General features: G+C 72.9%; 23 protein-coding genes. 12 read left to right on the top strand and 11 right to left on the bottom strand.

What is annotated here, in order from left to right:
• The first annotated feature begins 41 nt into the window (after positions 1-41).
• Positions 42-572, top strand: coding sequence for a gamma carbonic anhydrase family protein (locus tag AB0J57_RS04820; protein WP_366126531.1), 531 nt, complete (start codon positions 42-44; stop codon positions 570-572).
• Between the two features lie 407 nt (positions 573-979).
• Here the strand turns inward: AB0J57_RS04820 and AB0J57_RS04815 are convergent, their stop codons facing one another.
• The 3 genes from AB0J57_RS04815 to AB0J57_RS04805 form a co-directional block, all read right to left on the bottom strand.
• The gene (locus AB0J57_RS04815; protein WP_366126530.1) at positions 980-1,663 is read right to left on the bottom strand and encodes a DedA family protein; all 684 of its coding nucleotides are present in this window, start codon (positions 1,661-1,663) and stop codon (positions 980-982) included.
• Positions 1,664-1,712: 49 nt separating this feature from the next.
• Positions 1,713-4,178, bottom strand: a complete 2,466-nt coding sequence (locus AB0J57_RS04810; RefSeq protein ID WP_366126529.1) for a beta-glucosidase — start codon at positions 4,176-4,178, stop codon at positions 1,713-1,715.
• Between the two features lie 140 nt (positions 4,179-4,318).
• Positions 4,319-4,771, bottom strand: coding sequence for a DUF4442 domain-containing protein (locus tag AB0J57_RS04805; RefSeq protein WP_366126528.1), 453 nt, complete (start codon positions 4,769-4,771; stop codon positions 4,319-4,321).
• Positions 4,772-4,876: 105 nt separating this feature from the next.
• On the opposite strand from AB0J57_RS04805, the gene AB0J57_RS04800 reads away from it, so the two are divergent.
• Positions 4,877-5,974: a hypothetical protein gene (locus AB0J57_RS04800; RefSeq protein ID WP_366126527.1), complete on the top strand. Its 1,098-nt coding sequence runs from the start codon at positions 4,877-4,879 to the stop codon at positions 5,972-5,974.
• A gap of 60 nt (positions 5,975-6,034) precedes the next feature.
• Entirely contained in the window at positions 6,035-7,348 is a 1,314-nt protein-coding gene (locus AB0J57_RS04795; protein WP_366126525.1) for an MFS transporter, read from the top strand.
• Here AB0J57_RS04795 and AB0J57_RS04790 read toward each other — a convergent pair.
• Together AB0J57_RS04790 and tuf are read right to left on the bottom strand one after the other, a co-directional pair.
• Positions 7,310-8,161, bottom strand: a complete 852-nt coding sequence (locus AB0J57_RS04790; protein ID WP_366126524.1) for a fused MFS/spermidine synthase — start codon at positions 8,159-8,161, stop codon at positions 7,310-7,312. The genes AB0J57_RS04795 and AB0J57_RS04790 overlap by 39 nt on opposite strands.
• Before the next feature lie 72 nt (positions 8,162-8,233).
• On the bottom strand, positions 8,234-9,403 hold the full coding sequence (gene tuf, locus AB0J57_RS04785) for an elongation factor Tu (protein ID WP_366126523.1): 1,170 nt from the start codon (positions 9,401-9,403) through the stop codon (positions 8,234-8,236).
• 315 nt (positions 9,404-9,718) lie between these two features.
• Between tuf and AB0J57_RS04780 the strand changes: the two genes are divergently transcribed.
• On the top strand, positions 9,719-10,423 hold the full coding sequence (locus AB0J57_RS04780; RefSeq protein ID WP_366126522.1) for a TVP38/TMEM64 family protein: 705 nt from the start codon (positions 9,719-9,721) through the stop codon (positions 10,421-10,423).
• 1 nt (position 10,424) lies between these two features.
• On the opposite strand, the gene AB0J57_RS04775 is transcribed toward AB0J57_RS04780, so the two are convergent.
• Positions 10,425-11,597 (bottom strand): thiolase family protein, encoded by a 1,173-nt coding sequence (locus AB0J57_RS04775; protein WP_366126521.1) that lies wholly within the window; start codon positions 11,595-11,597, stop codon positions 10,425-10,427.
• 137 nt (positions 11,598-11,734) lie between these two features.
• Here AB0J57_RS04775 and AB0J57_RS04770 point away from each other — a divergent pair, with 137 nt between their 5' ends.
• From AB0J57_RS04770 to lnt, 6 genes are all read left to right on the top strand, one after another.
• On the top strand, positions 11,735-12,190 hold the full coding sequence (locus tag AB0J57_RS04770; protein WP_366126520.1) for a helix-turn-helix domain-containing protein: 456 nt from the start codon (positions 11,735-11,737) through the stop codon (positions 12,188-12,190).
• A 104-nt stretch (positions 12,191-12,294) separates the two neighbouring features.
• Entirely contained in the window at positions 12,295-13,170 is an 876-nt protein-coding gene (locus AB0J57_RS04765) for an undecaprenyl-diphosphate phosphatase (RefSeq protein ID WP_366126519.1), read from the top strand.
• A 132-nt stretch (positions 13,171-13,302) separates the two neighbouring features.
• On the top strand, positions 13,303-13,482 hold the full coding sequence (locus AB0J57_RS04760; RefSeq protein WP_366126518.1) for a hypothetical protein: 180 nt from the start codon (positions 13,303-13,305) through the stop codon (positions 13,480-13,482).
• Positions 13,483-13,790: 308 nt separating this feature from the next.
• Positions 13,791-14,006, top strand: coding sequence for a hypothetical protein (locus tag AB0J57_RS04755; protein WP_366126517.1), 216 nt, complete (start codon positions 13,791-13,793; stop codon positions 14,004-14,006).
• A 58-nt stretch (positions 14,007-14,064) separates the two neighbouring features.
• Entirely contained in the window at positions 14,065-14,526 is a 462-nt protein-coding gene (locus AB0J57_RS04750) for a nuclear transport factor 2 family protein (RefSeq protein WP_366126516.1), read from the top strand.
• 54 nt (positions 14,527-14,580) lie between these two features.
• Entirely contained in the window at positions 14,581-16,179 is a 1,599-nt protein-coding gene (gene lnt / locus AB0J57_RS04745) for an apolipoprotein N-acyltransferase (protein ID WP_366126515.1), read from the top strand.
• Here lnt and AB0J57_RS04740 read toward each other — a convergent pair.
• Together AB0J57_RS04740 and AB0J57_RS04735 are read right to left on the bottom strand one after the other, a co-directional pair.
• Entirely contained in the window at positions 16,100-17,008 is a 909-nt protein-coding gene (locus AB0J57_RS04740) for a Gfo/Idh/MocA family oxidoreductase (protein ID WP_366126514.1), read from the bottom strand. The two genes, lnt and AB0J57_RS04740, sit on opposite strands and share 80 nt — an antisense overlap.
• 10 nt (positions 17,009-17,018) lie before the next feature.
• Positions 17,019-18,248, bottom strand: coding sequence for an FAD-dependent monooxygenase (locus AB0J57_RS04735; protein WP_366126513.1), 1,230 nt, complete (start codon positions 18,246-18,248; stop codon positions 17,019-17,021).
• 82 nt (positions 18,249-18,330) lie between these two features.
• On the opposite strand from AB0J57_RS04735, the gene AB0J57_RS04730 reads away from it, so the two are divergent.
• The gene (locus tag AB0J57_RS04730; RefSeq protein ID WP_366126512.1) at positions 18,331-18,921 is read left to right on the top strand and encodes a TetR/AcrR family transcriptional regulator; all 591 of its coding nucleotides are present in this window, start codon (positions 18,331-18,333) and stop codon (positions 18,919-18,921) included.
• Between the two features lie 88 nt (positions 18,922-19,009).
• Positions 19,010-19,507, top strand: a complete 498-nt coding sequence (locus AB0J57_RS04725) for a hypothetical protein (protein ID WP_366126511.1) — start codon at positions 19,010-19,012, stop codon at positions 19,505-19,507.
• A gap of 32 nt (positions 19,508-19,539) precedes the next feature.
• Here the strand turns inward: AB0J57_RS04725 and AB0J57_RS04720 are convergent, their stop codons facing one another.
• The 3 genes from AB0J57_RS04720 to AB0J57_RS04710 form a co-directional block, all read right to left on the bottom strand.
• Positions 19,540-19,956: a hypothetical protein gene (locus AB0J57_RS04720; protein WP_366127155.1), complete on the bottom strand. Its 417-nt coding sequence runs from the start codon at positions 19,954-19,956 to the stop codon at positions 19,540-19,542.
• 212 nt (positions 19,957-20,168) lie between these two features.
• A complete protein-coding gene (ung, locus tag AB0J57_RS04715) occupies positions 20,169-20,852 on the bottom strand; it encodes a uracil-DNA glycosylase (RefSeq protein WP_366126510.1) in 684 nt (227 codons plus the stop codon).
• Positions 20,853-21,033: 181 nt separating this feature from the next.
• Positions 21,034-22,611 (bottom strand): ABC transporter substrate-binding protein, encoded by a 1,578-nt coding sequence (locus AB0J57_RS04710; protein WP_366126509.1) that lies wholly within the window; start codon positions 22,609-22,611, stop codon positions 21,034-21,036.
• Between the last annotated feature and the right edge of the window lie 21 nt (positions 22,612-22,632).

Below are 22,632 nucleotides of genomic sequence, written 5' to 3'. Positions count from 1 at the left end.
AACGTTCCCCTGGCGCGACGTGTGAACGTGAGGAGCAGGCGATGACAGAGCGGGCGTTGATCACCGGGGTGGGCGGCAAGGAGCCCGACGTACACCCGGAGGCGTTCGCCGCGCCGACATCCGTGGTGGTCGGCGAGGTGACGATGGCGGCGGGGGCGAGCGTCTGGTACCACGCGGTGCTGCGCGCCGACTGCGGGCCGATCGTCCTGGGCGCCGGCTCCAATGTCCAGGACAACTGCACCGTGCACGTCGACCCGGGCTTTCCCGTCACGGTCGGCGAACGCGTCTCGGTCGGCCACAACGCCGTCCTGCACGGGTGCACCGTCGAGGACGACGTCCTGGTCGGCATGGGCGCCACGGTCCTCAACGGCGCCCACATCGGCGCCGGCTCGCTGATCGCCGCCCAGGCGCTCGTCCCGCAGGGCATGCGCGTCCCGCCGGGCTCCCTGGTCGCGGGCGTACCCGCCAAGGTCAAGCGGGAGCTGACGGACGAGGAACGGGAGGGCATCAAGCTGAACGCCGCGATGTACCTGGAACTGGCACGTGCCCACGGCGAGGCGCACAAGCCCTGACGGGCAGCGCGGGCGTGGGCGCCTCCCCGTTGTGGGCATTCGCCCCGCTGGGGCCCTCCCCGTTGTGGGCAGACGTCCCGTCGGGTCGCCCCCCGTTGTGGGCAGACGTCCCGCTTGGGGGTCCCCCCTGGACGAAGTCCTTGGGGGAGGGACGGGTGGGCACAACGGGACTGGGCGGTGCCTTTGACCGGTGCGCCTCGGGGCGGTGCCCTTAACGGATGCCCCCGGGGTGGTGCGGAACGCCGGTGGGTGGGGCGGGGCCCCTCCGGGCTCACCTCCTCGAGGCCGGCGGCCCTGGGTACGGGCAAGGGAGCCCACCCCTTGCCGCCAACCTCTGCGGGGGCGACCCTGCACGGCCCCTTCCGCCGTGGGCGGGTGCCGGTCGGCGGGGCCGGGCTCGTGGGGGGTCAGTCCGCGGTGGCGCCGACCGGTTCGGCGATCGGGCCGGGGGTCGCGGCTTCGGCGGCCGCCCGGGTCTCGGCCTTGGCCGCTGCCTTCTTCGCGCGGTTCTTGAGGATCAGCATCGACGTCAGGCCCACCAGGACCGCCAGCACGAGGCCCAGCCAGGAGAAGCGCTTCAGCCACGCCTCGGCCACGACGCCCACCGAGTAGATGACGGCCGTGGTGCCGCCCGCCCAGAGGATGCCGCCGAAGACGTTGGCGATGGCGAACTTCCAGTACGGCATGCGCAGCACACCCGCCAGCGGCCCGGCGAAGATCCGCAGCAGCGCAACGAACCGGCCGAAGAAGACGGCCCACATGCCCCACTTCTCGAAGGACCGCTCCGCCATCGCGATGTTGGCCTCGCTGAAGTGCTTGGGGAATTTCTGCCCCAGCCAGGCCAGCAGCGGCCGGCCGCCCTTGCGGCCGATCGCGTAGCCCATCGAGTCACCGACGATCGCGCCCGCCGTGGCGCACGCGCCCAGTACCCATGGGTTGATGTCACCGTGCTGGGACGCCAGGAGCGCGGAGCTGACGAGGACGATCTCGCCCGGCAGCGGGATGCCGAGGCTCTCCAGCCCGATCACCACCCCCACCAGGATGTAGATGCTGACCGCAGGAACGGTCTCGAGCCACTCCTGGACGTGCAAAGCGGTTCCTCCGTCGATCGTTTCCGTACCGCCGGGGCAGCCTACCTGGTCAGAGTGGGAGGACCTTCGCCCGAGCGGTGAGCCGCACATCGCGCGCGGAGGTGCCCAGCCGGACGGTGCGGGTGCCCGTCCCGAGGACCCAGGCGTGGCGGGCCGGGTCCCAGGAGGACAGGGTCCGGGCGGCGATGGGCACGGTGACGTGGCGGACCTGGCCGGGCCGCAGCTCGACGCGCCGGTAGCCGGCCAGCACCCGGGCCGGCTGGTCCAGCGTCAGGTCCGGCGACGGTCCGACGTAGAGCTGGGGGACGGTGACGCCGGTGCGCCGTCCGGTGTTGCGGACGGTGAACCGCGCCGTGAGGCCGCCGCCGGGCGCGGGCGTCACGGCGAGCCCGGCGTACGCGAAGGTGGTGTACGACAGGCCGTGCCCGAAGGGGAACAGCGGCTCGACGTCCTCCGCGTCGTACCAGCGGTACCCGGTGCGGACGCCCTCGGAGTACTCCTGGACGCCGCCGGTGCCGGGGTAGCGGCGCGGGTCGCCGGCCATGGGGTGGCGGGTGTCGGAGACCGGGAAGGTCTGGGTGAGGCGGCCGCCGGGGTCGGTGTCGCCGAAGAGCACGGCGGCGGTCGCGGCGGCGCCTTCCTGGCCCGGGTAGTACATCTGGAGCACGGCTCCCGTGCGGTCCAGCCACGGCATGGTGACGGCGGACGAGGTGTTGAGGACGACGGTGGTGCGGGGGTTGGCGGCGGTCACGGCGTCGATGAGCGCCTCCTGGTGGCCCGGCAGCGCGAGCGTGGTGCGGTCGCGGCCCTCGGCGGCGTCCTCGTACGCGAACAGCACCACGCTGTGCGCGGCGCGGGCGACGCGTACCGCTTCGGCGAGGTCCGCCGCGCGGGTGGCGGTGGTGATGTGGCGCAGCCGGAAGATCTGCTCGCCGGTGGCGGTGACGCGCAGGGTGTGGCGTCCGGCGGTGAGGGCGAGGGTGCGGCGGCGGACCTTGAGGCCGTCGGGGGCGGTGGAGACGAGGCCGAAGCCGGCGAAGAGTTCGGCCTCGCGGTCCTGGCGGGCGAAGAGTTCGGTGCCGTCCACGGAGACCTTGGGGCGTTCGCCGCTGTAGTGGACGACGAAGGTCCAGTCGTCGGGGTCGTCGACGTCGAGGGCCCCCTCGTAGGTGTACGTCCTGCCGGGGCGTACGCGCTGTCCGTCGAGGGACGCGCCGCGGACGGGAAGGGGCTTGCCGTAGAGGTCCTCGCCGAGGGCGTGGGCGACCCGGGCGCCGTCACCGGCGCGGGCGGTGATGGTGTCGAGCGGGCTGTCGGCCCGGTCGGGGACGACGTGGGCACTGCCGCCGCCGCTGACGAACGGGACGGTGGCGGTGGGGCCGATGACGGCGAGGGAGCGGGCGGCGGGCCCGGTGAGGGGCAGCGTGGCGTGTTCGTTGCGCAGCAGGGTGGCGCCCGCGACGGCGACCCGGTACGCGACGCGTGCCCCGGCCTCCCGGTCGCGGGTGGTGGGGCGGGCGGGGGCGGTGCCGTCGAGGAGACCGAAGCGGCCCATGATGTGGAGGATCCGGCGTACGGAGCGGTCGACGGCGGCCTCGGGGACGGTGCCGTCCCGCACGGCGCGCCGGAGGGCGTCGCCGTACCAGCGGCCGGCGGGCATCTCCATGTCGAGGCCGGCGGTGAGGGACGGGACGGTGCTGTGGGTGGCGTCCCAGTCGCTCATCACCCAGCCGTCGAAGCCCCACGTCTCGCGCAGGATGCCGGTGAGCAGCGCCCGGTTCTCGCACGCGTGGACGCCGTCGACCTTGTTGTAGGCGCCCATCACCGCTCCGGTGCCGGCGGCGACGGCGGCCTCGAAGCCGCGCAGTTCGGTCTCGTGCAGGGCCTGTTCGCCGATGCGTACGTCGACGGTGGTGCGGTCCTTCTCCTGATTGTTGAGGGCGAAGTGCTTGACGGTCGCGATGAGGCCCTCGTCCTGGATGCCGCGGATCTCCTGGGCGACGAGGTCGGAGGTGAGGAGCGGGTCTTCGCTGAAGGTCTCGAAGTTCCGTCCGGCGTAGGGGGTGCGGATGAGGTTGACCATGGGTGACAGCAGGACGTCCTGTCCGAGCGCCCGGCCCTCGTGGCCGATGACCCGGCCGTACTCGCGGGCGAGGGCGGGGTCGAAGGCGCTCGCCAGCATCACGGGGGCGGGCAGGGCGGTGGCGTGGGCGCGGACGCGTACGCCGGCGGGGCCGTCGGCGAGCCGGAGGGGCGGGATGCCGAGCCTGGGTACGCCGGGGATCCAGCCGGCCTGGCCAAGGCCGCGGGGGTCCTTGGCGCCGTGGAGGAGGGTGAGCTTCTCGTCGAGGGTGAGCCGGGCGAGCAGGTCGTCGACGCGGCCGCCGGTGCCGGGCGGGGCGGCGGCGTGGGCGTGGGCGGGGGCCGGTCCGGTGGCGGCCGCCGCCGCGGCGGCGGCTCCGGTGAGCAGGCGGAGCGTGGTCCGGCGTGAGACGTTTTCCGACAGTTCTGACATACGCGCACTATGCGCACCGAACGCGCCATTGTGCGTGACATGCCGTCAGACGGGGCCGCCCCCACACCCGAAGAGGGGTGCGGGGGCGGCCGTCACACGCGCGTCCGACCACGCGCGCGTGGCTTGTGCCGACGTACTCGTCAGGCGTTGGGACGCAGGGTCCAGATGATGGTCATCTCGCCCGTCACCGCGCCGTCCTCGCGCGTGATCTCGATGTTCACGGGGAACTCGGGGCGCTGTCCGGCGTCCAGTTCGGCGACGACCTCCGCCTTGGTGCGGCCGAGCGTCGCGGTGGCGGTGACGGGGCCCATCGCGAGCTTCTTGTAGCCGATCTCGGCCTTGACGGCGAGGGGCACGGCGCGGTTCATCTGGTCGCCGAACGCGCCGATGACGATGGCACCGCTGGCGGACTCGCCCAGCGTGAACATCGCGCCCGCGTGCGGGCCGCCGACGTGGTTGTGGAAGGCGCCCTGGTCGGGGAGACGGAGCACGGCACGCTCGGCGGTCGCCTCGACGACCTCCAGGTTCAGGGTCTTGGCCATGGGGACGGTGGCCAGCAGCATGTCGCCGATGTTCGGCAGGGTCTCGGACATGCCCCGAAGTTACCAGGCAGTAGCAAGCGCGGGAAGTCTTGGCGGGCCCCTGGTCATGGGGGCGGGCGTGGCACCCGTCACGGCGCCCCTCTATGGTTACTCGCCATGTGGCCAGGACAGCAGCCGCCCGGGGGCGAGCAGAACCCGCAGGACCAGAACCCGTACCAGCAGCCGGGGTACGCACAGCCCAACCCGTACCAGCAGCCCGGCACTCCGCCGCCGCCGAGCGCTCCGCCGCAGCAGCCGGGCTACCCGCCGCATTCCGGCCAGCAGCCGGGCCAGCCGGTGCCGCAGCCGGGCTACGCGCAGCCGAACCCGTACCAGCAGCCGACCGTGCCGCAGTACGCGGTGCCCGGCCAGCCCGGCGCGCCGGTGCCGCCGCCGCGGAACGCCGACGACAAGCGCAAGACGACCATCGTCGCCATCGCCGCGGCGACCGCCGTCGTCGTCGCCGCCGGTGTCACCGGGTTCCTGGTGCTGGGCAAGGACGATGACGAGAAGACGACGGCGGGCGGGGACTCCAAGCCCTCCCAGAGCGCCTCGAAGTCCGCCGAGACCTCCCCGTCGCCGGCCGACAACCCGCGCGACGCGGCGGGCGAGGCCAAGCCGACCATCCCGGGCTGGAAGGTCGTCTTCAACCCCAAGCGCAGCGCGCAGTTCGACGTGCCCGCCGACTGGGAGGTCGTCGGCGCCGGGACCAGCGTCGGCTTCGAGGACGAGAAGAAGGGCGACGGCAGCTCCGTCGTCATGATGTCCGCGCCCGCCGAGTACAAGAGCAAGTGGTGCACCGAGGACACCAACAAGGACGGCCGCCAGGAGGAGCACGGCCTGGCCGTGGTCGGCACCAAGGGCGGCCAGGGCGCCAAGGACACCGCCGAGGCGGCCTACAACGAGGCGGGCAACTGGGTGTGGGCGGGCTACGCCCAGACGGAGCCCAAGGGCACGGTCAAGGTGACCAAGGCCAAGCCGTACACGACCACCTCCGGGCTGACCGGCCACGTCGCCACGGCGACCGCCCTGAACACCAAGAAGGAGGGCAAGTGCGACACGGACGGCAAGTCCATCGCCTTCTCCTTCAAGAACGCCAAGGGTGACTTCGTGAGCTGGGTGCTGTACGCCAACACCGGCATCCCGGACGAGGTGGACGACGCCACCATCCAGAAGATCCTGGCCACGGTACGGCTGGCCGAAGAAGGTTCGTGACGGACCGTCCCGACCGTAATTTGTTTGGCACGGGGGTGCGTCGGCGGGGATAGTCCGGGAGTGAGTACTCCCGCCGCCGCGCCCCGCCGGCGCCTCCGTCCCCGGCGCCCCGAGTGGGCCGGGCGCAATTACACGCTGCTGACCGCCGCCGCGGTCGTGACCAACCTGGGCACCCACGGTGCGCTGATCGCGGCGGCGTTCGCCGTCCTGGAGGCCGGCGGTGACGGCGGCGACGTGGGCCTGGTCGCCGCGGCCCGGACCCTCCCCCTCGTGCTGTTCCTGCTCATCGGCGGGGCGATCGCCGACCGGCTGCCCCGCCACCGGGTCATGGTGGCCGCCAACGCGCTCAACTGCGTCTCGCAGGCGGTCTTCGCCGTCCTGGTCCTGGCGGGCGAACCGCGGTTGTGGCAGATGATGCTGCTCACCGCCCTGTGCGGTACCGGGCAGGCGTTCTTCAATCCGGCCGCCGAAGGCATGCTGATGTCCAGCGTGAGCGGCGAACAGGCCAGCCGCGCCTTCGCGCTGTTCCGGATGGCCATGAACGGCGCGAGCATCGGCGGCGCGGCGCTCGGCGGTGCGATGATCGCGGCTTTCGGGCCGGGCTGGGTGCTCGCCGTCGACGCGGTGGCGTTCGCCGTGGCGGGCGCGCTGCGGGCCTTCCTGGACGTCAGCCACATCGCGGAGCGGGAGGCCGGGGGCGGGCTGCTGGCCGATCTGCGGGACGGCTGGAAGGAGTTCACGGGGCGCCCCTGGCTGTGGTCGATCGTGGCGCAGTTCTCCGTCGTGGTGGCGGTGGTCGGCGCGACCGAGTCCGTGTACGGGCCGCTGGTCGCCGAGGAGGAGCTGGGCGGCGCGCGGCCCTGGGGGCTGGCGCTCGCGGCGTTCGGCGCGGGGACCGTGTGCGGCGCGCTGCTGTCGATGCGCTGGAAGCCGCGCCGGATGCTCTTCGTCGGCACACTGTGCGTCTTCCCGCTGGCGCTGCCGTCCGCCGCGCTGGCCGTGCCGCTCCCGGTGGGCGGGCTGATCGGGGCCATGTTCGTCTGCGGCGTCGCGCTGGAGGTGTTCGGCGTCGCGTGGATGACCGCGCTGCACCAGGAGATCCCGGAGGACAAGCTGTCGCGGGTCTCGGCGTACGACTGGTTCGGTTCGACCGCGATGCTGCCGCTGTCGACGGCGCTGGCGGGCCCGGTGGAGAGCGCGTTCGGGCGGTCCCAGGCCCTGTGGGGGTGCGCGGCGCTGGTGGTGCTGATGACGGCGCTGGTGCTGCTGGTGCCCGACGTACGGAATCTGACGCGGCGTACGAAGGAGGTCACCGCGCAGCCGGCGGCCCGGGGGTCAGCCGATGCCGAAGGCCCCGTCGGGCGGCTCGGGTGACGCCACGGCGTCCTCGTCCCGCACCACCCGCGCGTCGCCCATGAACCGGGCCAGCGACGGACCGTGCTCCACGCGCGCGGGGAAGGCGTCGGCGGCGGTCCGCCGGGCCAGCCGCGCGGTGTGGATCTCCCGGTGCGCGGCGACGAGCACGGCGTTGCCGAACCGCCGGCCGCGCAGCACGGCGGGCTCGGCGATCAGGGCGAGGTGCTCGAACACGGCGGCGAAGGTGGCGAGCTGGGAGCGGAGGAACGCGAAGGGCGCGCCGTCCGCCAGGTTCGCCACGTAGACCCCGTCCTGCCGCAGCACCCGCTCCGCCGCCCGCGCGTACGCCAGGGACGTCAGGTGCGCGGGGACGCGCGACCCGCCGAAGACGTCCGCGATGAGCACGTCCGCCGACCGTTCGGGCGCCGCCTCCAGCCAGGCCCGCGCGTCCGCGCCGTGCACGGTGATCCCGCAGCCGGGCGGCAGCGGCAGGTGCTCCGCCACGAGCGCGATGAGCCCCCGGTCGGCCTCGACGACGTCCTGCCGGGAGCCGGGCCGGGTGACGGCCAGCCGGCGGGGCAGGGTGAGCGCCCCGCCGCCCAGGTGCAGGACGTCGAGCGGCTCCCCCTCGGGCGCCGGCGCAGCGCAGTCCACGGCGTGGGCGAGCCGGCGCGCGTACTCGAACTCCAGGTGCGTCGGGTCGTCGAGGTCGACGTACGACTGGGGCGCGCCGTCGATCGTCAGCAGCCAGGCCCGGTCGCGGTCGACGTCGGGCATGAGCTTCGCGGTGCCGTGGTCGACCTCACGGAGTACGGGCAGGGGCTCGGTCACCGCTTCATTGTGCCGGTACGGCGCCGACGGCCCCCGCCGGGTGTTGACCCCGGCGGGGGCGGGCGGCGTCCGTCAGAGGACCTCGGTCACCGTTCCGGCGCCGACGGTGCGGCCGCCCTCGCGGATCGCGAAGCCGAGGCCCGGCTCCAGCGGGACGTCACGGCCCAGTTCGACGGTCATGGTCACCGTGTCGCCGGGGCGCGCGACGGCCGCCTCGCCGAGGTCGACGTCGCCGACGACGTCCGCGGTGCGGATGTAGAACTGCGGCCGGTACCCGGTCGTGACGGGCGTGGTGCGGCCGCCCTCGCGCGCCGACAGGACGTACACCTGGGCGGTGAAGCGGCGGCGCGGCACGACGCTGCCGGGCGCCGCCACGACATGGCCGCGGCGCACCGCGTCCCGTGGCACACCGCGCAGCAGCAGCGCCACGTTGTCGCCGGCCTGCGCGGAGTCCATCGGCTTGCCGAAGGTCTCCAGGCCGGTGACGACCGTCTCCGTCTCCGCCCCGAGCACCTCCACCCGGTCGCCGACCCGCACCGTGCCCCGCTCGACGGCGCCGGTGACGACCGTTCCCCGGCCGGTGATCGTGAGCACGTTCTCGACCGGCAGGAGGAACGGCGCGTCCACGTACCGCACCGGCATGGGCACGTAGGTGTCCACGGCGTCCAGCAGCGCCTCGATGGCGCCGGTCCAGCGCGGGTCGCCCTCCAGGGCCTTCAGCCCCGACACCCGTACGACGGGGACCGCGTCGCCGCCGTACCCGTGGGCGGTGAGGAGCTCCCGCACCTCCAGCTCGACGAGGTCGGTGAGCTCGTCGTCGCCCGCGTCGGCCTTGTTGAGAGCGACGACGATGTGGTCGACGCCGACCTGGCGGGCGAGCAGGACGTGCTCGGCGGTCTGCGGCATGATCCCGTCGAGCGCGGAGACGACGAGGATCGCCCCGTCGAGCTGCGCGGCTCCGGTGACCATGTTCTTGACGTAGTCGGCGTGGCCGGGCATGTCGACGTGCGCGTAGTGGCGGGTGTCGGTCTCGTACTCGACGTGCGCGATGTTGATGGTGATGCCGCGCTGGGCCTCCTCGGGGGCGCGGTCGATCCGGTCGAACGGCACGAACGTGCCGGTCCCGCGCTCGCTGAGGACCTTGGTGATCGCGGCGGTCAGGGTGGTCTTGCCGTGGTCGACGTGGCCCATGGTGCCGATGTTGAGGTGCGGCTTGGTGCGCACGTATGCCGTCTTGGGCATGGCTGTGGCGGTTCCTTCCCGGAACTCGAAGCGTGGAATGGGGACCCCTGGGCCTTGCCGACCCTCCCCCTGTGGGGTCCGCCGGACGAGCCGGGAAGGGTCAGCTTCGGGCGCCGTCGAGAACGGCGGGGAAGGCGAATGCGGCAGCCTTCGGCGCGTCCGCGACTGCGGACGGCGCTGCGTGGAAGGCGTACCGGAACATGCCTTGATCATGGCGCGGCGCGGGCGGGCGCGTCGACCGAATTTCCGGTGCGGGCAGACCGGGTGAGGTGGACGTTACGGCGATCACCGGGCGCCGTCGGTTAGTCTCCCCGGATGCTCGACCCCGTCACCAGGCCCCAGGCCGGTCTCGCCGTCCGCTGCTCCCGGGCCCTCCTGTCGCCCTGGTCGCGGCTGTCGCTGCTCCTCGTGGTCCTCGCGTCCGCGGCGGTGACGGTGGTGCTCTACGAGCCCCAGCGGCTGCTGTCGGCGGGCTGGCCGCCGCAGGTGAACGGGGCGGCCTCCGTGGTGCTGTTCGCGCTGGCCTACGGGCTGTGCACCGCGGCCTTCGTGCCGAGGCCGATCCTGAACCTGGCGGCGGGCGCGCTGTTCGGCTCACAGGCGGGGCTCGCCGCGGCGATCGCCGGGACGGTGCTGGGTGCGGGGATCGCGTTCACGCTCGGGCGGGTGCTGGGGCAGGACGCGCTGCGGCCGCTGGTGCGGGGGCGGTGGCTGAAGGCGGCGGACGGGCAGTTGAGCCGGCACGGGTTCCGTTCGATGCTGGCCATCCGGCTGTTCCCGGGCGTGCCGTTCGCCGCCGCCAACTACTGCGCGGCCGTGTCGCGGATGGGGTATCTGCCGTTCCTGCTGGCCACCGGGCTCGGGTCCATTCCCAACACGGCGGCGTACGTGGTGGCGGGGAGCGAGGCGGCGTCGCCGACCTCGCCCGCCTTCCTGTTCGCGATGGGGTTCATCGTGCTCAGCGGGCTGGGCGCGGCGGTGGTCGCCTGGTGCAAGCGGCACCGCCTGCGCAGCCGGTGAGTTACTGGACCGCTTCCAGGATCAGGGCGTTGGCCAGGCCGCCCGCCTCGCACATCGTCTGGAGGCCGTAACGCGCGCCTCGCTCGCGCATGGCGTGGACGAGGGTGGTCGTCAGCCGGGTGCCGCTGGCGCCCAGCGGGTGGCCGAGCGCGATGGCGCCGCCGTGGACGTTGACCCGGGCGAGGTCGGCGCCGGTCTCCTGCTGCCAGGCGAGGACGACGGCGGCGAACGCCTCGTTGACCTCGAAGAGGTCGATGTCGTCGAGCCGGAGCCCGGCCTTGCGCAGCACCTTCTCGGTGGCGGGGATCACGCCGGTCAGCATCAGCAGCGGGTCGGAGCCGGTGACGGCGAAGCTGTGCAGCCGGGCGAGCGGGCGGAGGCCGAGCTCGCGGGCGGTTTCGCCGGCCATGATGAGCACGGCCGAGGCGCCGTCGTTGATGGGGCTGGCGTTCCCGGCGGTGACGGACCAGTCGATCTGCGGGAACCGTTCGGCGAAGGCCGGGTCGTGGTAGGCGGGCCGGAGCCCGGCGAGTATCCCGGTGGTCGTGCCGGGCCGGACGCACTCGTCGCGCCGCAGGTCCGCGAGGGGCGCGACCTCGGCGTCGAACAGCCCGTCCGCCCAGCTCCGGGCGGCGCGCTGGTGCGACATCACCGCGTACTCGTCCATCGCCGTGCGCCCGATGGACCACTTGGCGGCGATCAGCTCGGCGCTGATGCCCTGGGGCACCAGGCCCTCGGGGTAGCGGGCGGCGACGCCGGGGCCGAAGGGGTCGGCGCCGGGCGGCACGTTGGACCACATCGGGACCCGGCTCATCGACTCGACGCCGCACGCGACGACGATGTCGTACGCGCCGGACAGCACGCCCTGCGCGGCGAAGTGGACGGCCTGCTGGGAGGAGCCGCACTGCCGGTCGACGGTGGTGGCGGGCACGTGCTCGGGCAGCCCGGCGCCGAGCCAGGCGTACCGCGTGGTGTTCATGGCCTGCTCTCCGACCTGGTCGACGCAGCCGCCGATGACGTCGTCGACGAGGGCGGGGTCGATGCCGCTGCGCTCGACGAGGGCGCGGAGGGTGTGGGAGAGCAGCTCGACGGGGTGGGTTCCGGCCAGGGCTCCGTTCGGCTTGCCCTTGCCGATGGGGGTCCGGACGGCCTCGACGATGACGGCGTCGCGCATGGGTACGGCTCCTCGTTCATGGGAGGGGGTGAGCTGGCGAGCGGGCGACGTGCTGAGTTGGAAAAGTGGACTAACACTCGTCGGTAACATAACTCAGCGAGTTGGGAAATCCAACCCTCTCCCCTAAGGTGACCGGCATGAAGGACCCCCGGCCCTGTTCGATCGCGGACACCCTGGCGCTGGTCGGCGAGAAGTACTCGCTGCTGGTGCTGCGCGAGGTGTTCCTGGGCGTACGCCGCTTCGACCGGATCGCCCGCAACACCGGCGCCCCCCGCGACATCCTCACCGCCCGACTCCGCCGCCTCGTCGACGCGGGCATCCTGGAGCAGGTCCCGTACAGCGAGCGCCCGCGCCGCTTCGAGTACCACCCCACCGACGCCGGGCGCGAGCTCCACCCCGTCCTGCTCACCCTCATGGCCTGGGGCGACCGGCACCTGAACGACGAGCCGCCGACCGTGGTCGAGCACTCCTGCGGCGCCCCGCTCACCCCGGTCGTGGTGTGCGGGTGCTGCGGCGAGGAGGCCCGGGGCGACAGCCTGACCCCGCACGTACGGGCTCCCGGCTGGACGACGGCGGGCCCGGTCGAGGGCTGAGGCCGGTCCATTCATCTAAGGGCTGTACGCTGCGCACCGACCGGCCGTCGATCAACGGCCGCCCCCATTGACCGCACGAGCACATTCGGGACGGCCCTAGCCCCATGAATTGGTTCGAATCGCTCATCCTCGGACTCGTCCAGGGGCTGACGGAGTTCCTCCCCATCTCCTCCAGCGCCCACCTGCGTCTCACCGCGGCCTTCGCGGGCTGGCACGACCCGGGCGCGGCGTTCACCGCGATCACCCAGATCGGTACGGAGACGGCCGTACTCATCTACTTCCGCAAGGACATCTCACGGATCGTCTCGGCCTGGTTCCGCTCGCTGACGAACAAGGCGATGCGCAGCGACCACGACGCCCAGATGGGCTGGCTGGTCATCGTGGGCTCGATCCCCATCGGTGTGCTGGGTGTGACGCTCAAGGACCACATCGAGGGACCCTTCCGTGATCTGCGCCTGATCGCGACGACCCTGATCGTGATGGGCATCGTCCTCGGCATCGCCGACCGGCTGGCGGCCCGCGTCGAGGAGGGCGGCCGGCACCGCGCCGCCCCGGAGCGCAAGACGCTCAAGGACCTGGGCGTCAGGGACGGCCTGATCTTCGGCATGTGCCAGGCGATGGCGCTGATCCCGGGCGTGTCCCGGTCGGGCGCGACCATCAGCGGCGGCCTGCTGATGAGCTACACCCGCGAGGCTGCGGCCCGGTACTCCTTCCTGCTGGCCATTCCGGCGGTGCTGGCCTCCGGCCTCTTCGAACTGAAGGACGCGAGTGAGGGCGGGCATGTGTCGTGGGGCCCGACGATCTTCGCGACGATCATCGCCTTCGGCGTGGGCTACGCGGTGATCGCGTGGTTCATGAAGTTCATCACCACGAAGAGCTTCATGCCGTTCGTGATCTACCGGATCCTGCTCGGCCTGGTGCTGTTCGCCCTGGTCGGGATGGGTGTCCTCAGCCCCCACGCCGGCGAATCGGGCGGCTGACCGCCCGCGTTCCCGGCCCGGTGCCCCAGGGGCTGAAGGGCCCCGGACGCGGCGCCCGGACCCAGGGAGCTTCGTCACAAAACGGCCCGATGAGTAGCCGGATCGTCGACCCGTCCGCCTACGCTGGTTGCCATGACCAGACCCTCTGCCGAGCTGCCCACCCCGGACGCCGACGCTCTCAACGCGGCGATCCGTGAATTGTGGGTGCGCTCCGGCGGGCAGCTCTCGGCGGACGAGCAGCGGATCTACAGCGCCCTGGTTCTCCAGTGGGCCCGCACGTCGCAGCAGGGCGACGTCGAGCGGGCCGCGTAAGCCCTCGGGGCGGGCCTTTCCTGGTCGGTCCACGCCCGGTCGAGTGCGACCGTGCGCGGCAGGAGCCGGACGGCGAGCGTCGTAGGGGCCTCCGGGCATGGGCGGGGGCCGCCGGCAGGGGGGGTGACCGGCGGCCCGATGCCCGGGTCCTCCGTCCCGAACACGCACTGAGAGCCTCCCGCGCCGGGCGGCCGGGCGCGAGGGTGCGCGGCGCATATATGCACGCATTCCGTTCACACCCCGTGTGAACCGGCTCCCCGCGGAGACGCCCGGCTGCGATCACGCGCCCGGCGGCGCACCCTGGTCCCATGGCTTGGCAGGCACCCATCGTCGTGCACCGCCCCTCCCCCGGCGGCGGGCGGCGCGTGACCATACGCGGGCGGATCGCGGGGCTCGCCCACAACGACGCGGACCTCGTCGAGTTCCTGCGGCGCGCCGGGCTGGACGAGGCCGACATCTCGCTGGACGACCCGCACCTCGTGGAGTGGCGGGGCGGCCGGGCGCACCAGTGGGAAGCGGCATGAGCCACGGCGCGCGTGCAGGGCTCTTGGCCCGCGGCTCCCGCTGCCCGACACTGATGCGATGACGCAGCGCGTGGACCTCGCGACCGTGATGGACCGGCTGGCCATCGACGAGCTGATCACCCGGTACGCGGTGGCGGTGGACGACGCGGACTGGGCCGCGTACCGCGAGCTGTTCACGGCGGACGGGCAGGCCGACTACCGGGGCGCGGGCGGTGTCGCCGGCGCGGCGGGCGAGGTCGCCGACTGGCTGGCGGAGACGATGAAGCTGTTTCCCGTGCGTCAGCACCTGATCGTCAACCGGCGGGTCCGGATCGAGGACCTGGGCGGGTATCCGGGCGACAGCGCGGAGGCGCTGGCCGACTACGTGAACCCGATGCGGATGGCGGCGGGGGACGACTTCGTCTCGGGCGGGCGGTACGCGTTCACGCTGTCGCGCATGGACGGCGGCTGGCGGCTGCGCACGGTGGTGGTGCACGAGAAGTGGCGGCGCGCTCCGGGCGGCATACTGTCGGCGGAATGACCTGCTCCAGCACACTGGAGGCGTCACGAGGGCCCCAGTGCGAGGAGGCGCGGTATGCGGATTCCGGTCGGCCGGCGGGGCGACGGGAGGCCCCTGCTGACGTCCCCGTGGTGGCGGGGCGCCGCCGCGGTCGCGGCCGGGGCGCTGCCCGCGCTCGCCTTTCCGGCGCCGTCCCTGTGGTGGTGGGCGTACGTCGCGCTGGTGCCGTGGATGCTGCTGATCCGTACGGCCCCGACGGGCCGCCGGGCGGTGCTGGACGGCTGGCTGGGCGGTCTCGGGTTCATGCTCGCCGTCCACCACTGGCTGATGCCGAGCCTCCATGTGTTCATCCTGCTCCTGGCCGCGTTGCTGGGGCTGCTGTGGGCGCCGTGGGGGCCGCTGGTGCGGCGGATGCTGGCGGGGACACCGTCACGCGCGCGTGCCGCGGGCGCTCTCGTCGTCGTACCGTCGGGCTGGCTGATGGTCGAACTGGTCCGGTCCTGGGAGGGGTTGGGCGGGCCATGGGGCCTGTTGGGGGCCAGCCAGTGGCAGGTGTCGCCCGCGCTGCGGGTGGCGTCGCTCGGCGGCGTGTGGCTGGTGACGCTGCTCGTGGTGGCGGTCAACACGGCGGTGACCCTGCTGGTGTCGGTGCGCTCCCTGCGTACGACGGCGGTGGCCGGCCTCGCGGTGTGCGCGGTCGCCATCGGGGCGGCGGCGTGGTGGGCGCAGGCCCCACAGCCGACCGGGCACGTCCGTGTGGCCGTCGTCCAGCCGGGGGTCATCAACGGGGTGGGCGGGGCGGAACGGCGGTTCGCGCGGGGCGTGGAGCTGACCCGGGAGCTGGCCGGCCGGGAGGACGTGGACCTGGTGGTGTGGGGCGAGAGCAGCGTCGGGGCGGACCTGACGGCGCGGCCCGAGTACACGCGGCGGCTGGCAGCGCTGTCCCGGGACGTCGGCGCCGAGGTGCTGGTCAACGTGGACGCGCGCCGCTCGGACCGGCCGGGCATCCACAAGAGCAGCGTGCTGGTCGGCCCCGAGGGCACGACGGGTGACCGTTACGACAAGATGCGGCTGGTGCCGTTCGGCGAGTACATCCCGTTCCGGTCGGTGCTGGGCTGGGCCACCTCGGTCGGCAAGGCGGCGGCGGAGGACCGCCGGCGCGGCGACGGCCCGGTGGTGATGACCGTCGGGGAGCGGGGTCTGCGGCTGGGCCCGCTGGTCTGCTTCGAGTCGGCGTTCCCCGACATGAGCCGGCACCTGGCCGGGGAGGGGGCGCAGGTGCTGGTGGCGCAGTCGGCGACGTCGACGTTCCAGGACAGTTGGGCGCCGGGGCAGCACGCGTCGCTGGCGGCGCTGCGGGCGGCCGAGACGGGGCGGCCCATGGTGCACGCGACGCTGACCGGCGTGAGCGCGGTCTATGGCCCGGACGGCGGCCGCGTCGGTTCCCCGCTCGGTACGGAGGCGAGTACGGCCGCCGTGTACGAGGTTCCGCTGGCCGGCGGGACGACCCCGTACGTCCGGTTCGGTGACTGGCCGGTGTACGGGGCCTTGGCGGTGCTGGCCGCGCTGGGTGCCCTCGAGGGCGTACGGGCGGTCAGGCGGCGGTCTGCTCCAGGCACTCCCGTACCACCCGCTCACACAGCTCGTGGGTCGCGAGTGCGTCCCGGGCGCTGAGCGTCTTCCCGGCCCGTACGGCGTCGAGGAAGGCGTGCACGGTCTGTTCGATGCCGCGCTGGCGGGCGACCGGCACCCAGTCGCCGCGCCGCCGGATGCTGGGCTGGCCCTTGTGGTCGATGACGTCGGCGAGGTTGAGGACCTGGCGCTTGGTGTCCTGCCCGGACACTTCGAGGATCTCCTCGGTGGAGCCGTTCATCCGGTTCATCATGCCGATGGCGGTGAAGCCGTCGCCGGAGAGCTGGAGCACGACGTGGTGCAGGAGGCCGCCTTGGACCCGGGCGCGTACGTCGGTGTGCTCGACCTGCCCGGGGAGGAGGAAGCGCAGGGTGTCGACGACGTGGATGAAGTCGTCCAGCACGAGGGTGCGCGGGTCCTCGGGCAGGCCGATCCGGTTCTTCTGCATCAGGATCAGGTCGCGCGGGTGGTCCAGGCACTGGGCGTAGCCGGGCGCGAGGCGGCGGTTGAAGCCGACGGCGAGGCTGACGCCGCGCTGTTCGGCGAGCTCCACGAGGCGGCGGGAGTCGTCGAGTTCGTACGCGAGGGGCTTGTCGACGTACGTCGGCACGCCCGCCTCCAGCAGTTGGCCGGCGATCTCGGCGTGCACGGACGTCGGGGCGTGCACGAACGCGGCGTCGAGGCCCGTGGCGAGCAGCGCGTCCAGGTCGGTGTGGCACCGGCCGGCGGGCACGTGGTAGGTCGCGGCGACCCGGCTGAGGGTCGCCGGGGTCCGGGTCTGGAGGTGCAGTTCGGCGCCCGGGATGGTGGCGAGCACCGGCAGGTACGCCTTCTGCGCGATGTCGCCGAGTCCGATGCAGCCGATCTTCACAACGCTCTCCCTATCGCCGTACGCCACCCTCGTCGTGCTGGTGCGCCCGGTCAGAATACGTGTGCTGGGGCGGCCGCCAGTCGGCGATTCCGTCGAAGGTGCGCAGCGCGAGGCCGGGGCCGAAGCGGGAGAGGGCCATCAGGGTGTCGCGGACGGCGACGGCGGGTGCGCCGGTGAGGGTCAGCAGCCGGGCCACGCGCGCGGACTTGCGGACGATGCCGGTGGTGCGCGGCAGGCGGGCGGCGGAGTACGCGGCGAGGCCGGCGCCCAGGTCGTTGTGCGGCGGCACGTGGTGGGCGAGGACGATGCCGTCCTCGATGGCCTGGTTGCCGCCCTGCCCGAGGTTGGGGGCCATGGGGTGGGCGGCGTCGCCCAGCAGGACGGTCCGGCCGCGGTGGAACGCGGGCAGCGGGGTGGTCAGGTGGCGGACGTCGTGCCGGAGGACCTGGTCGGGGGCGACGGCGGCGATGATCGTGGGGATGGGGTCGTGCCAGGTCCCGAAGCGGCGCAGGATTTCGGCGCGTTCGTCGTCGGCGGCGCGGCCTCCGGGCGGGGCGGCGGCCGCGGCGTAGGCGTAGACGCGGCCGTCCTTGAGCGGCTGCGTGCCCCACAGGGCGCCCCGGCCCCAGGTCTCGTGGGGCTGGATGGGCTGTTCCGGGGCCGGGATGAGTACGCGCCAGGTGGTGAAACCGGCGTACTCGGGCTCCGGGTGCCGGGGGAACAGGGCGCGGCGGACGGCGGAGTTGATGCCGTCGGCGCCGATGACGAGGTCGGCCTCGATGTCGCCGTCCGGGGTGGTGACCACGGCGCGGCGGTCTCCTGTGGGGGATCCCGGGTCGGCGAGCGTAGCGGGTGAGCCGGTGCGGACGGCTCCGTCCGGGAGCCGGGCGGCGAGGGCGTCGATGAGGGTGGCCCGGTGGACGGGGACGAGCGGGTCGCCGAACCGGTCGGCGACGGCCTGCGCGTCCGTACGGGACAGCCAGCGGCCGCCCGGCGTGCGCATGCCCCCGTCGCCCTGCCAGGTCGCGAGGGCACGGATCTCGTCGCCCAGGCCGATGACGTCGAGGGCCCGCAGCGAGTTGGGGGCGAGGCCGATGCCGGCGCCGACGGGCCGGAGCGACGGGGCGCGTTCCAGGACGGTGACGTGCCAGCCGCGCCGGTGCAGGGCGACGGCGGCTGTCAGTCCGCCGATTCCGCTCCCGATGACGACGGCTCGGGGCGCGGTGGTGCGGTTGTCCATGACTCCTCCGGGAAGCCGAACTACATCTGTAGTGACTTCTTCACCGTACTACGGATGTAGTGGGACCGGTAGGTTGGTCCCCATGACCGCACGCGCCGACCTGATCGCCGACGCCGCGCTGACCCTGCTCGTCGAGCGGGGGATGCGAGGACTGACCCACCGCGCGGTGGACGAGGCCGCCGGGCTCCCCCAGGGCTCGACGTCCAACTACGCCCGCACCCGGCAGGCCCTGCTGGAGACGGCGGTGCGGCGGCTCGCGGACCGGGAGGCGCAGGTGCTGGCCATGGAGGAGATGCCGGCTCCGGGTGATGACCTCGACGCGCTGGTGGACGCCCTGTCCCTGGCGCTGCACCGCTACCTGACCAGCCACCGCGACCTGCTCGTCGCGCGGTACGAACTGGGACTGGAGGCCACCCGGCGCCCCGAGCTGCGCACGTTCTACGACGAGGCGGGGCGGCGGTTCCGGGAGCCGCTGACGGCGCTGATGAGAGGGGCCGGTTCGGCGCGGCCGGAGTGGCACACCCTGTCCCTGGTGGCCTGGTGCGAGGGGCTGATGTTCTCCTGTGCGGTGGGGGCGTTCCACTCCGCCGTACCGAGCCGTGAGGAACTGCGCGCGGGGTTCGGGGAGTTGCTGAGCGGGATGCTCGGCACGCGCCCCTCGGCCGCGGAGTGATCATCGGCCGGTCACACCCATCACCCGTGCGGACCAATAACCGCGGGTAGCGATCCCCAAGGGGCCGGTCAGCGACCAGAGTTACGGGGTGCATCGAACGAGAATCACAGCGAAGGTCCTGGCCACCGTGGCGGTGGCGGCCGTCTCCGGCTGCGTGTCGGTGGATCCGGGTCCCGCTCCCGTACCGGCCGCCCCGGAGGCGAGCCACCCGGCCGGCCAGGACGTCGTACCGCAGATCCTCGAGGGCCCCGCGCGGGAGGCCCTGGAGGCCGCGCTGCCGCCCACCACGGCGCCCGCGCCACGGCCCCCGTCCGCGTCCCCGTCGTCGCCGGTCCCGGGCGACGACGCCCGGCGCGCTCCGGCCGCCGCGCCGCCCGCCGCCCCGCGCACCGCGCCGCTCGCGGACCAGCCGGTGCGGCTGCCGTCATCGGAGCGGATCCGCGAGCGGCTCCCCCGTATCGAGCGCCCGGCCGTGCCGTCCGTCCCGGACACCGTCCCCGACGTGTGCACGCTCGGCCGCAGCTACGGCGACTGGGCCCCCGACAGCCGCCAGGCCAGGATCTGCCGGGAGGCCTACGGCCACTGACCGTGGGCGGGCCCGGGCCGGGCGCCCCGGCGTCACTCCGCGCCGAGGCGCTCGGTCAGGTGGGCGATGGCCGCGCGGACGCCGTTTCCGTATCCGTCGTCGTCCAGGGCGTCCGAGGCGGCGCGGGCGCGGTCCAGGTGCATCCGCGCGGCGTCCGGGCGCCGGAGCTTGACGTAGTCGGCGGCGAGGTTCAGGTGGAGGGACGGGTACAGGGCGCGCAGCGCCGCGTGGCGGCCGTCCGCCCCTTCCGCGGCGGTCAGGGCCCGCAGGTCCCAGGCGAGCTCGTCGTAGGGGTCGTCCTGGGCATCGGCCATGTAGTGCGCCAGTGTGCAGCGGTGGAGCGGGTCGCCGTCCGCCCCGAGCCGCTCCCACAGCTCACCGAACCGGTTGCGGGCCTCCTCCCGGTCCCCTCCGTGGAGGAGCATCCGCGTCTGCCCGATCCTGGTCATCACGGCGTCCCCGGACACGTCCTGCTGGTGCTCCCACACTGCGGCCTCCACTCGTCCGTCGGCGTCCCGGCCCCGGGACCGGCGAGGTCCCCGGGCCGGTGCTCCGACGCTAGCCGCACTCACCGGCATTCCCGGTCAGGCTCGATGGCGCGGCAGGCCCGGGCTCGGGAGCCCGCCCCCAGGCCTGGCCCGCGACCCCGCCAAGCCCGACGTCAGCCCAGGTTCGGGATGCGCCAGTCGATGGGGGCGTGGCCCTGGTCGGCGACGGCCTTGTCGATCTGCGTGAAGGGGCGGGAGCCGAAGAACTTCTTCGCGGAGAGCGGCGAGGGGTGAGTGCCCTTGACCACCACATGCCGCGTCTCGTCGATCAGCGGCAGCTTCTTCTGCGCGTAGTTGCCCCACAGCACGAAGACGGCCGGGTCCGGCCGGGAGGCCACCGCGCTGATCACCGCGTCCGTGAACTTCTCCCAGCCCTTGCCCTTGTGCGAGTTCGGCTCACCGGCCCGGACCGTCAGCACCGCGTTGAGGAGCAGGACACCCTGCTGCGCCCACGGCATCAGGTAGCCGTTGTCCGGCACCGGGTGCCCAAGCTCCTCCTGCATCTCCTTGTAGATGTTGCGCAGCGAGGGCGGGGTCTTGACGCCCGGCCGCACCGAGAAGCACAGGCCGTGCCCCTGGCCCTCCCCGTGGTACGGGTCCTGGCCCAGGATGAGGACCTTGACCTTGTCGTACGGAGTGGCGTCGAGGGCGGCGAACACCTCCTCGCGCGGCGGGTAGACCGGCCCCTTGGCCCGCTCCTCCTCGACGAACTCGGTGAGCAGCTTGAAGTACGGCTTCTGCAGCTCGTCGCCGAGGACGCCGCGCCAGGACTCGGGCAGCATGTCGGTGTCGGTCACGTGAACAACCTCCGGTGGGTGATCGCCTTTTCTGTTCCCAGAACTTACCGGTGACCACTGACAACCGGATCTACCAACCGATCTTCCCACCGATCTTCACCGGCCGGTCCGATGACGACCGGCCGGTCCGGTGAAGAACGGCCGGCCCTCACCGGCCGGTCCGGTGAGGACCGGCCCGTCCTCACCAACTGGTCTTGCGCTGCAACTCCCACATCTGCATGACCGTCTGCGGGTCCAGCGCACGCTCACCGCCGGCGATCTCCTCACTCGCCGCGACGTAGAGCTTGCCCTGCCACAGGGGCAGCAGCCGCACGTCGTCCACGAGGATCTCCTGCGCCCGCTCGAACTCCTCCGTGACCGCCCCGCGGTCGCTGACCTTGCGGGACTTGGGCAGGAGCTGGTCGGTGATCTCCGGCCGCACGTACGGCGTGGAGAGCACGTTCTCCTTGCCGACGAACGGGGCGATGAAGTTGTCGGGGTCCGGGAAGTCGGGGAACCAGCCTCGCCCGAAGACCGGGTACTGGCCCTTCTGGTAGCCCGCCTGGAACTCCTTCCAGGGCTTGCCGTTCAGCGTGACCTTGAACAGCCCCGACGCGTCGAGCTGCCGCTTGAGCTCCTTGAACTCGGCCTCGGTGGAGGAGCCGTAGCGGTCGGTGGTGAACCACAGCGTCAGCGCCACCGGGCTGTCGACGCCCGCCTCGCTCAGCAGCTTCCTGGCCTTGTCGACGTCCGGCTCGCCGTACCGGTCGAAGAACGCGGTGGTGTGCCCGGCGATGCCCTTCGGGACCATCGAGTACAGCGGCTCGGCCGTGCCCTGGTACACCTTGGCGACCAGCGCCTCGCGGTCGACGACCTGGGCGACCGCCTGCCGCACCGCGAGCTTGCTCACGGACGGGTCCTGGGCGTTGAACACCAGGTAGCGGATGTCCGCGCCGGTCGAGTCGACGAGCTGGAGCCCCTCGTTCTCCGGCTTCTTCTCGCGGAGCTGGACGACTTCCTCCGCGGTCAGACCGCGGTACGTGGCGTCGATCTCCTTCTCCCGCAGCGCGCCGACCATCGCCTCGGAGTCCTGGAAGTACCGGATGGTGACGCCGTCGTTCTTGCGGTTGGCGAAGCCCTTGTAGGTGGGGTTCCTGGTGAGCTCGGCCTTGGCGCCCTCCTCGTACGAGCTGAGCACGTACGGGCCGGAGCCGGTGAGCTTGCCGTCCTCGCGCAGCGCGTCCGCCGGGTACTTCTCGGGCGGGACGATGGACATGGCGGGCGTGGCCAGGATGAACGGGAAGGTGGCGTCCGGTTCCTTCAGGTGGAACGTGACGACCCTGTCGCCGCTGGTCACGATCTTGTCGAGGGACCCGAGCAGCGGGGCGGGGCCACCCTTGGCGTTGATCGTCCGGATCCGGTCGACCGAGTGCTTCACGGCCCGCGCGTCGAGCTTCCCGCCGTCGGAGAAGGCCAGCCCTTCCTTGAGCCGGCATTCGAATACTTTGCTCACGGTGTCCGTGAATTTGCACTCGGCCGCGTCCGGCTGAGGCGCCGCGCTCCCGGTCGGAAAGCTCAGAAGGGTCTGGAAGACATTCCGGTACAGCTCCCAGGAGCCGTCCCAGGCGGCGGCGGGGTCGAGCGTGCTGGGTGCGCTCGTCGTGCCGACTACGATCTTGTTCTCCCCATCGGCGTCATCCCCCGAAAAGAGGCTGCATCCCGCCAGCAGGGATATGGACGCAAGGGCTGCAGCCGCCTGCAGACTGGTCCGGTTGAACACGTGCGCACGCTCCTCGTTCAG

Source organism: Streptomyces sp. NPDC049837 (genome assembly GCF_040674455.1).
GTDB lineage: Bacteria > Actinomycetota > Actinomycetes > Streptomycetales > Streptomycetaceae > Streptomyces.
The sequence above is the reverse complement of the archived record's forward strand: the minus strand, read 5'-3'. Positions and strand labels throughout refer to the sequence as shown.

Coding starts and splice junctions, on each gene's coding strand:
- AB0J57_RS04820 (WP_366126531.1), top strand. CDS start 42: ATGACAGAGCGGGCGTTGATCACCGGGGTGGGCGGCAAGGAGCCCGAC.
- AB0J57_RS04810 (WP_366126529.1), bottom strand. CDS start 4,178: ATGTCAGAACTGTCGGAAAACGTCTCACGCCGGACCACGCTCCGCCTG.
- AB0J57_RS04805 (WP_366126528.1), bottom strand. CDS start 4,771: ATGTCCGAGACCCTGCCGAACATCGGCGACATGCTGCTGGCCACCGTC.
- AB0J57_RS04800 (WP_366126527.1), top strand. CDS start 4,877: ATGTGGCCAGGACAGCAGCCGCCCGGGGGCGAGCAGAACCCGCAGGAC.
- tuf (WP_366126523.1), bottom strand. CDS start 9,403: ATGCCCAAGACGGCATACGTGCGCACCAAGCCGCACCTCAACATCGGC.
- AB0J57_RS04780 (WP_366126522.1), top strand. CDS start 9,719: ATGCTCGACCCCGTCACCAGGCCCCAGGCCGGTCTCGCCGTCCGCTGC.
- AB0J57_RS04775 (WP_366126521.1), bottom strand. CDS start 11,597: ATGCGCGACGCCGTCATCGTCGAGGCCGTCCGGACCCCCATCGGCAAG.
- AB0J57_RS04770 (WP_366126520.1), top strand. CDS start 11,735: ATGAAGGACCCCCGGCCCTGTTCGATCGCGGACACCCTGGCGCTGGTC.
- AB0J57_RS04765 (WP_366126519.1), top strand. CDS start 12,295: ATGAATTGGTTCGAATCGCTCATCCTCGGACTCGTCCAGGGGCTGACG.
- AB0J57_RS04760 (WP_366126518.1), top strand. CDS start 13,303: ATGACCAGACCCTCTGCCGAGCTGCCCACCCCGGACGCCGACGCTCTC.
- AB0J57_RS04755 (WP_366126517.1), top strand. CDS start 13,791: ATGGCTTGGCAGGCACCCATCGTCGTGCACCGCCCCTCCCCCGGCGGC.
- AB0J57_RS04750 (WP_366126516.1), top strand. CDS start 14,065: ATGACGCAGCGCGTGGACCTCGCGACCGTGATGGACCGGCTGGCCATC.
- lnt (WP_366126515.1), top strand. CDS start 14,581: ATGCGGATTCCGGTCGGCCGGCGGGGCGACGGGAGGCCCCTGCTGACG.
- AB0J57_RS04735 (WP_366126513.1), bottom strand. CDS start 18,248: ATGGACAACCGCACCACCGCGCCCCGAGCCGTCGTCATCGGGAGCGGA.
- AB0J57_RS04730 (WP_366126512.1), top strand. CDS start 18,331: ATGACCGCACGCGCCGACCTGATCGCCGACGCCGCGCTGACCCTGCTC.
- AB0J57_RS04720 (WP_366127155.1), bottom strand. CDS start 19,956: ATGACCAGGATCGGGCAGACGCGGATGCTCCTCCACGGAGGGGACCGG.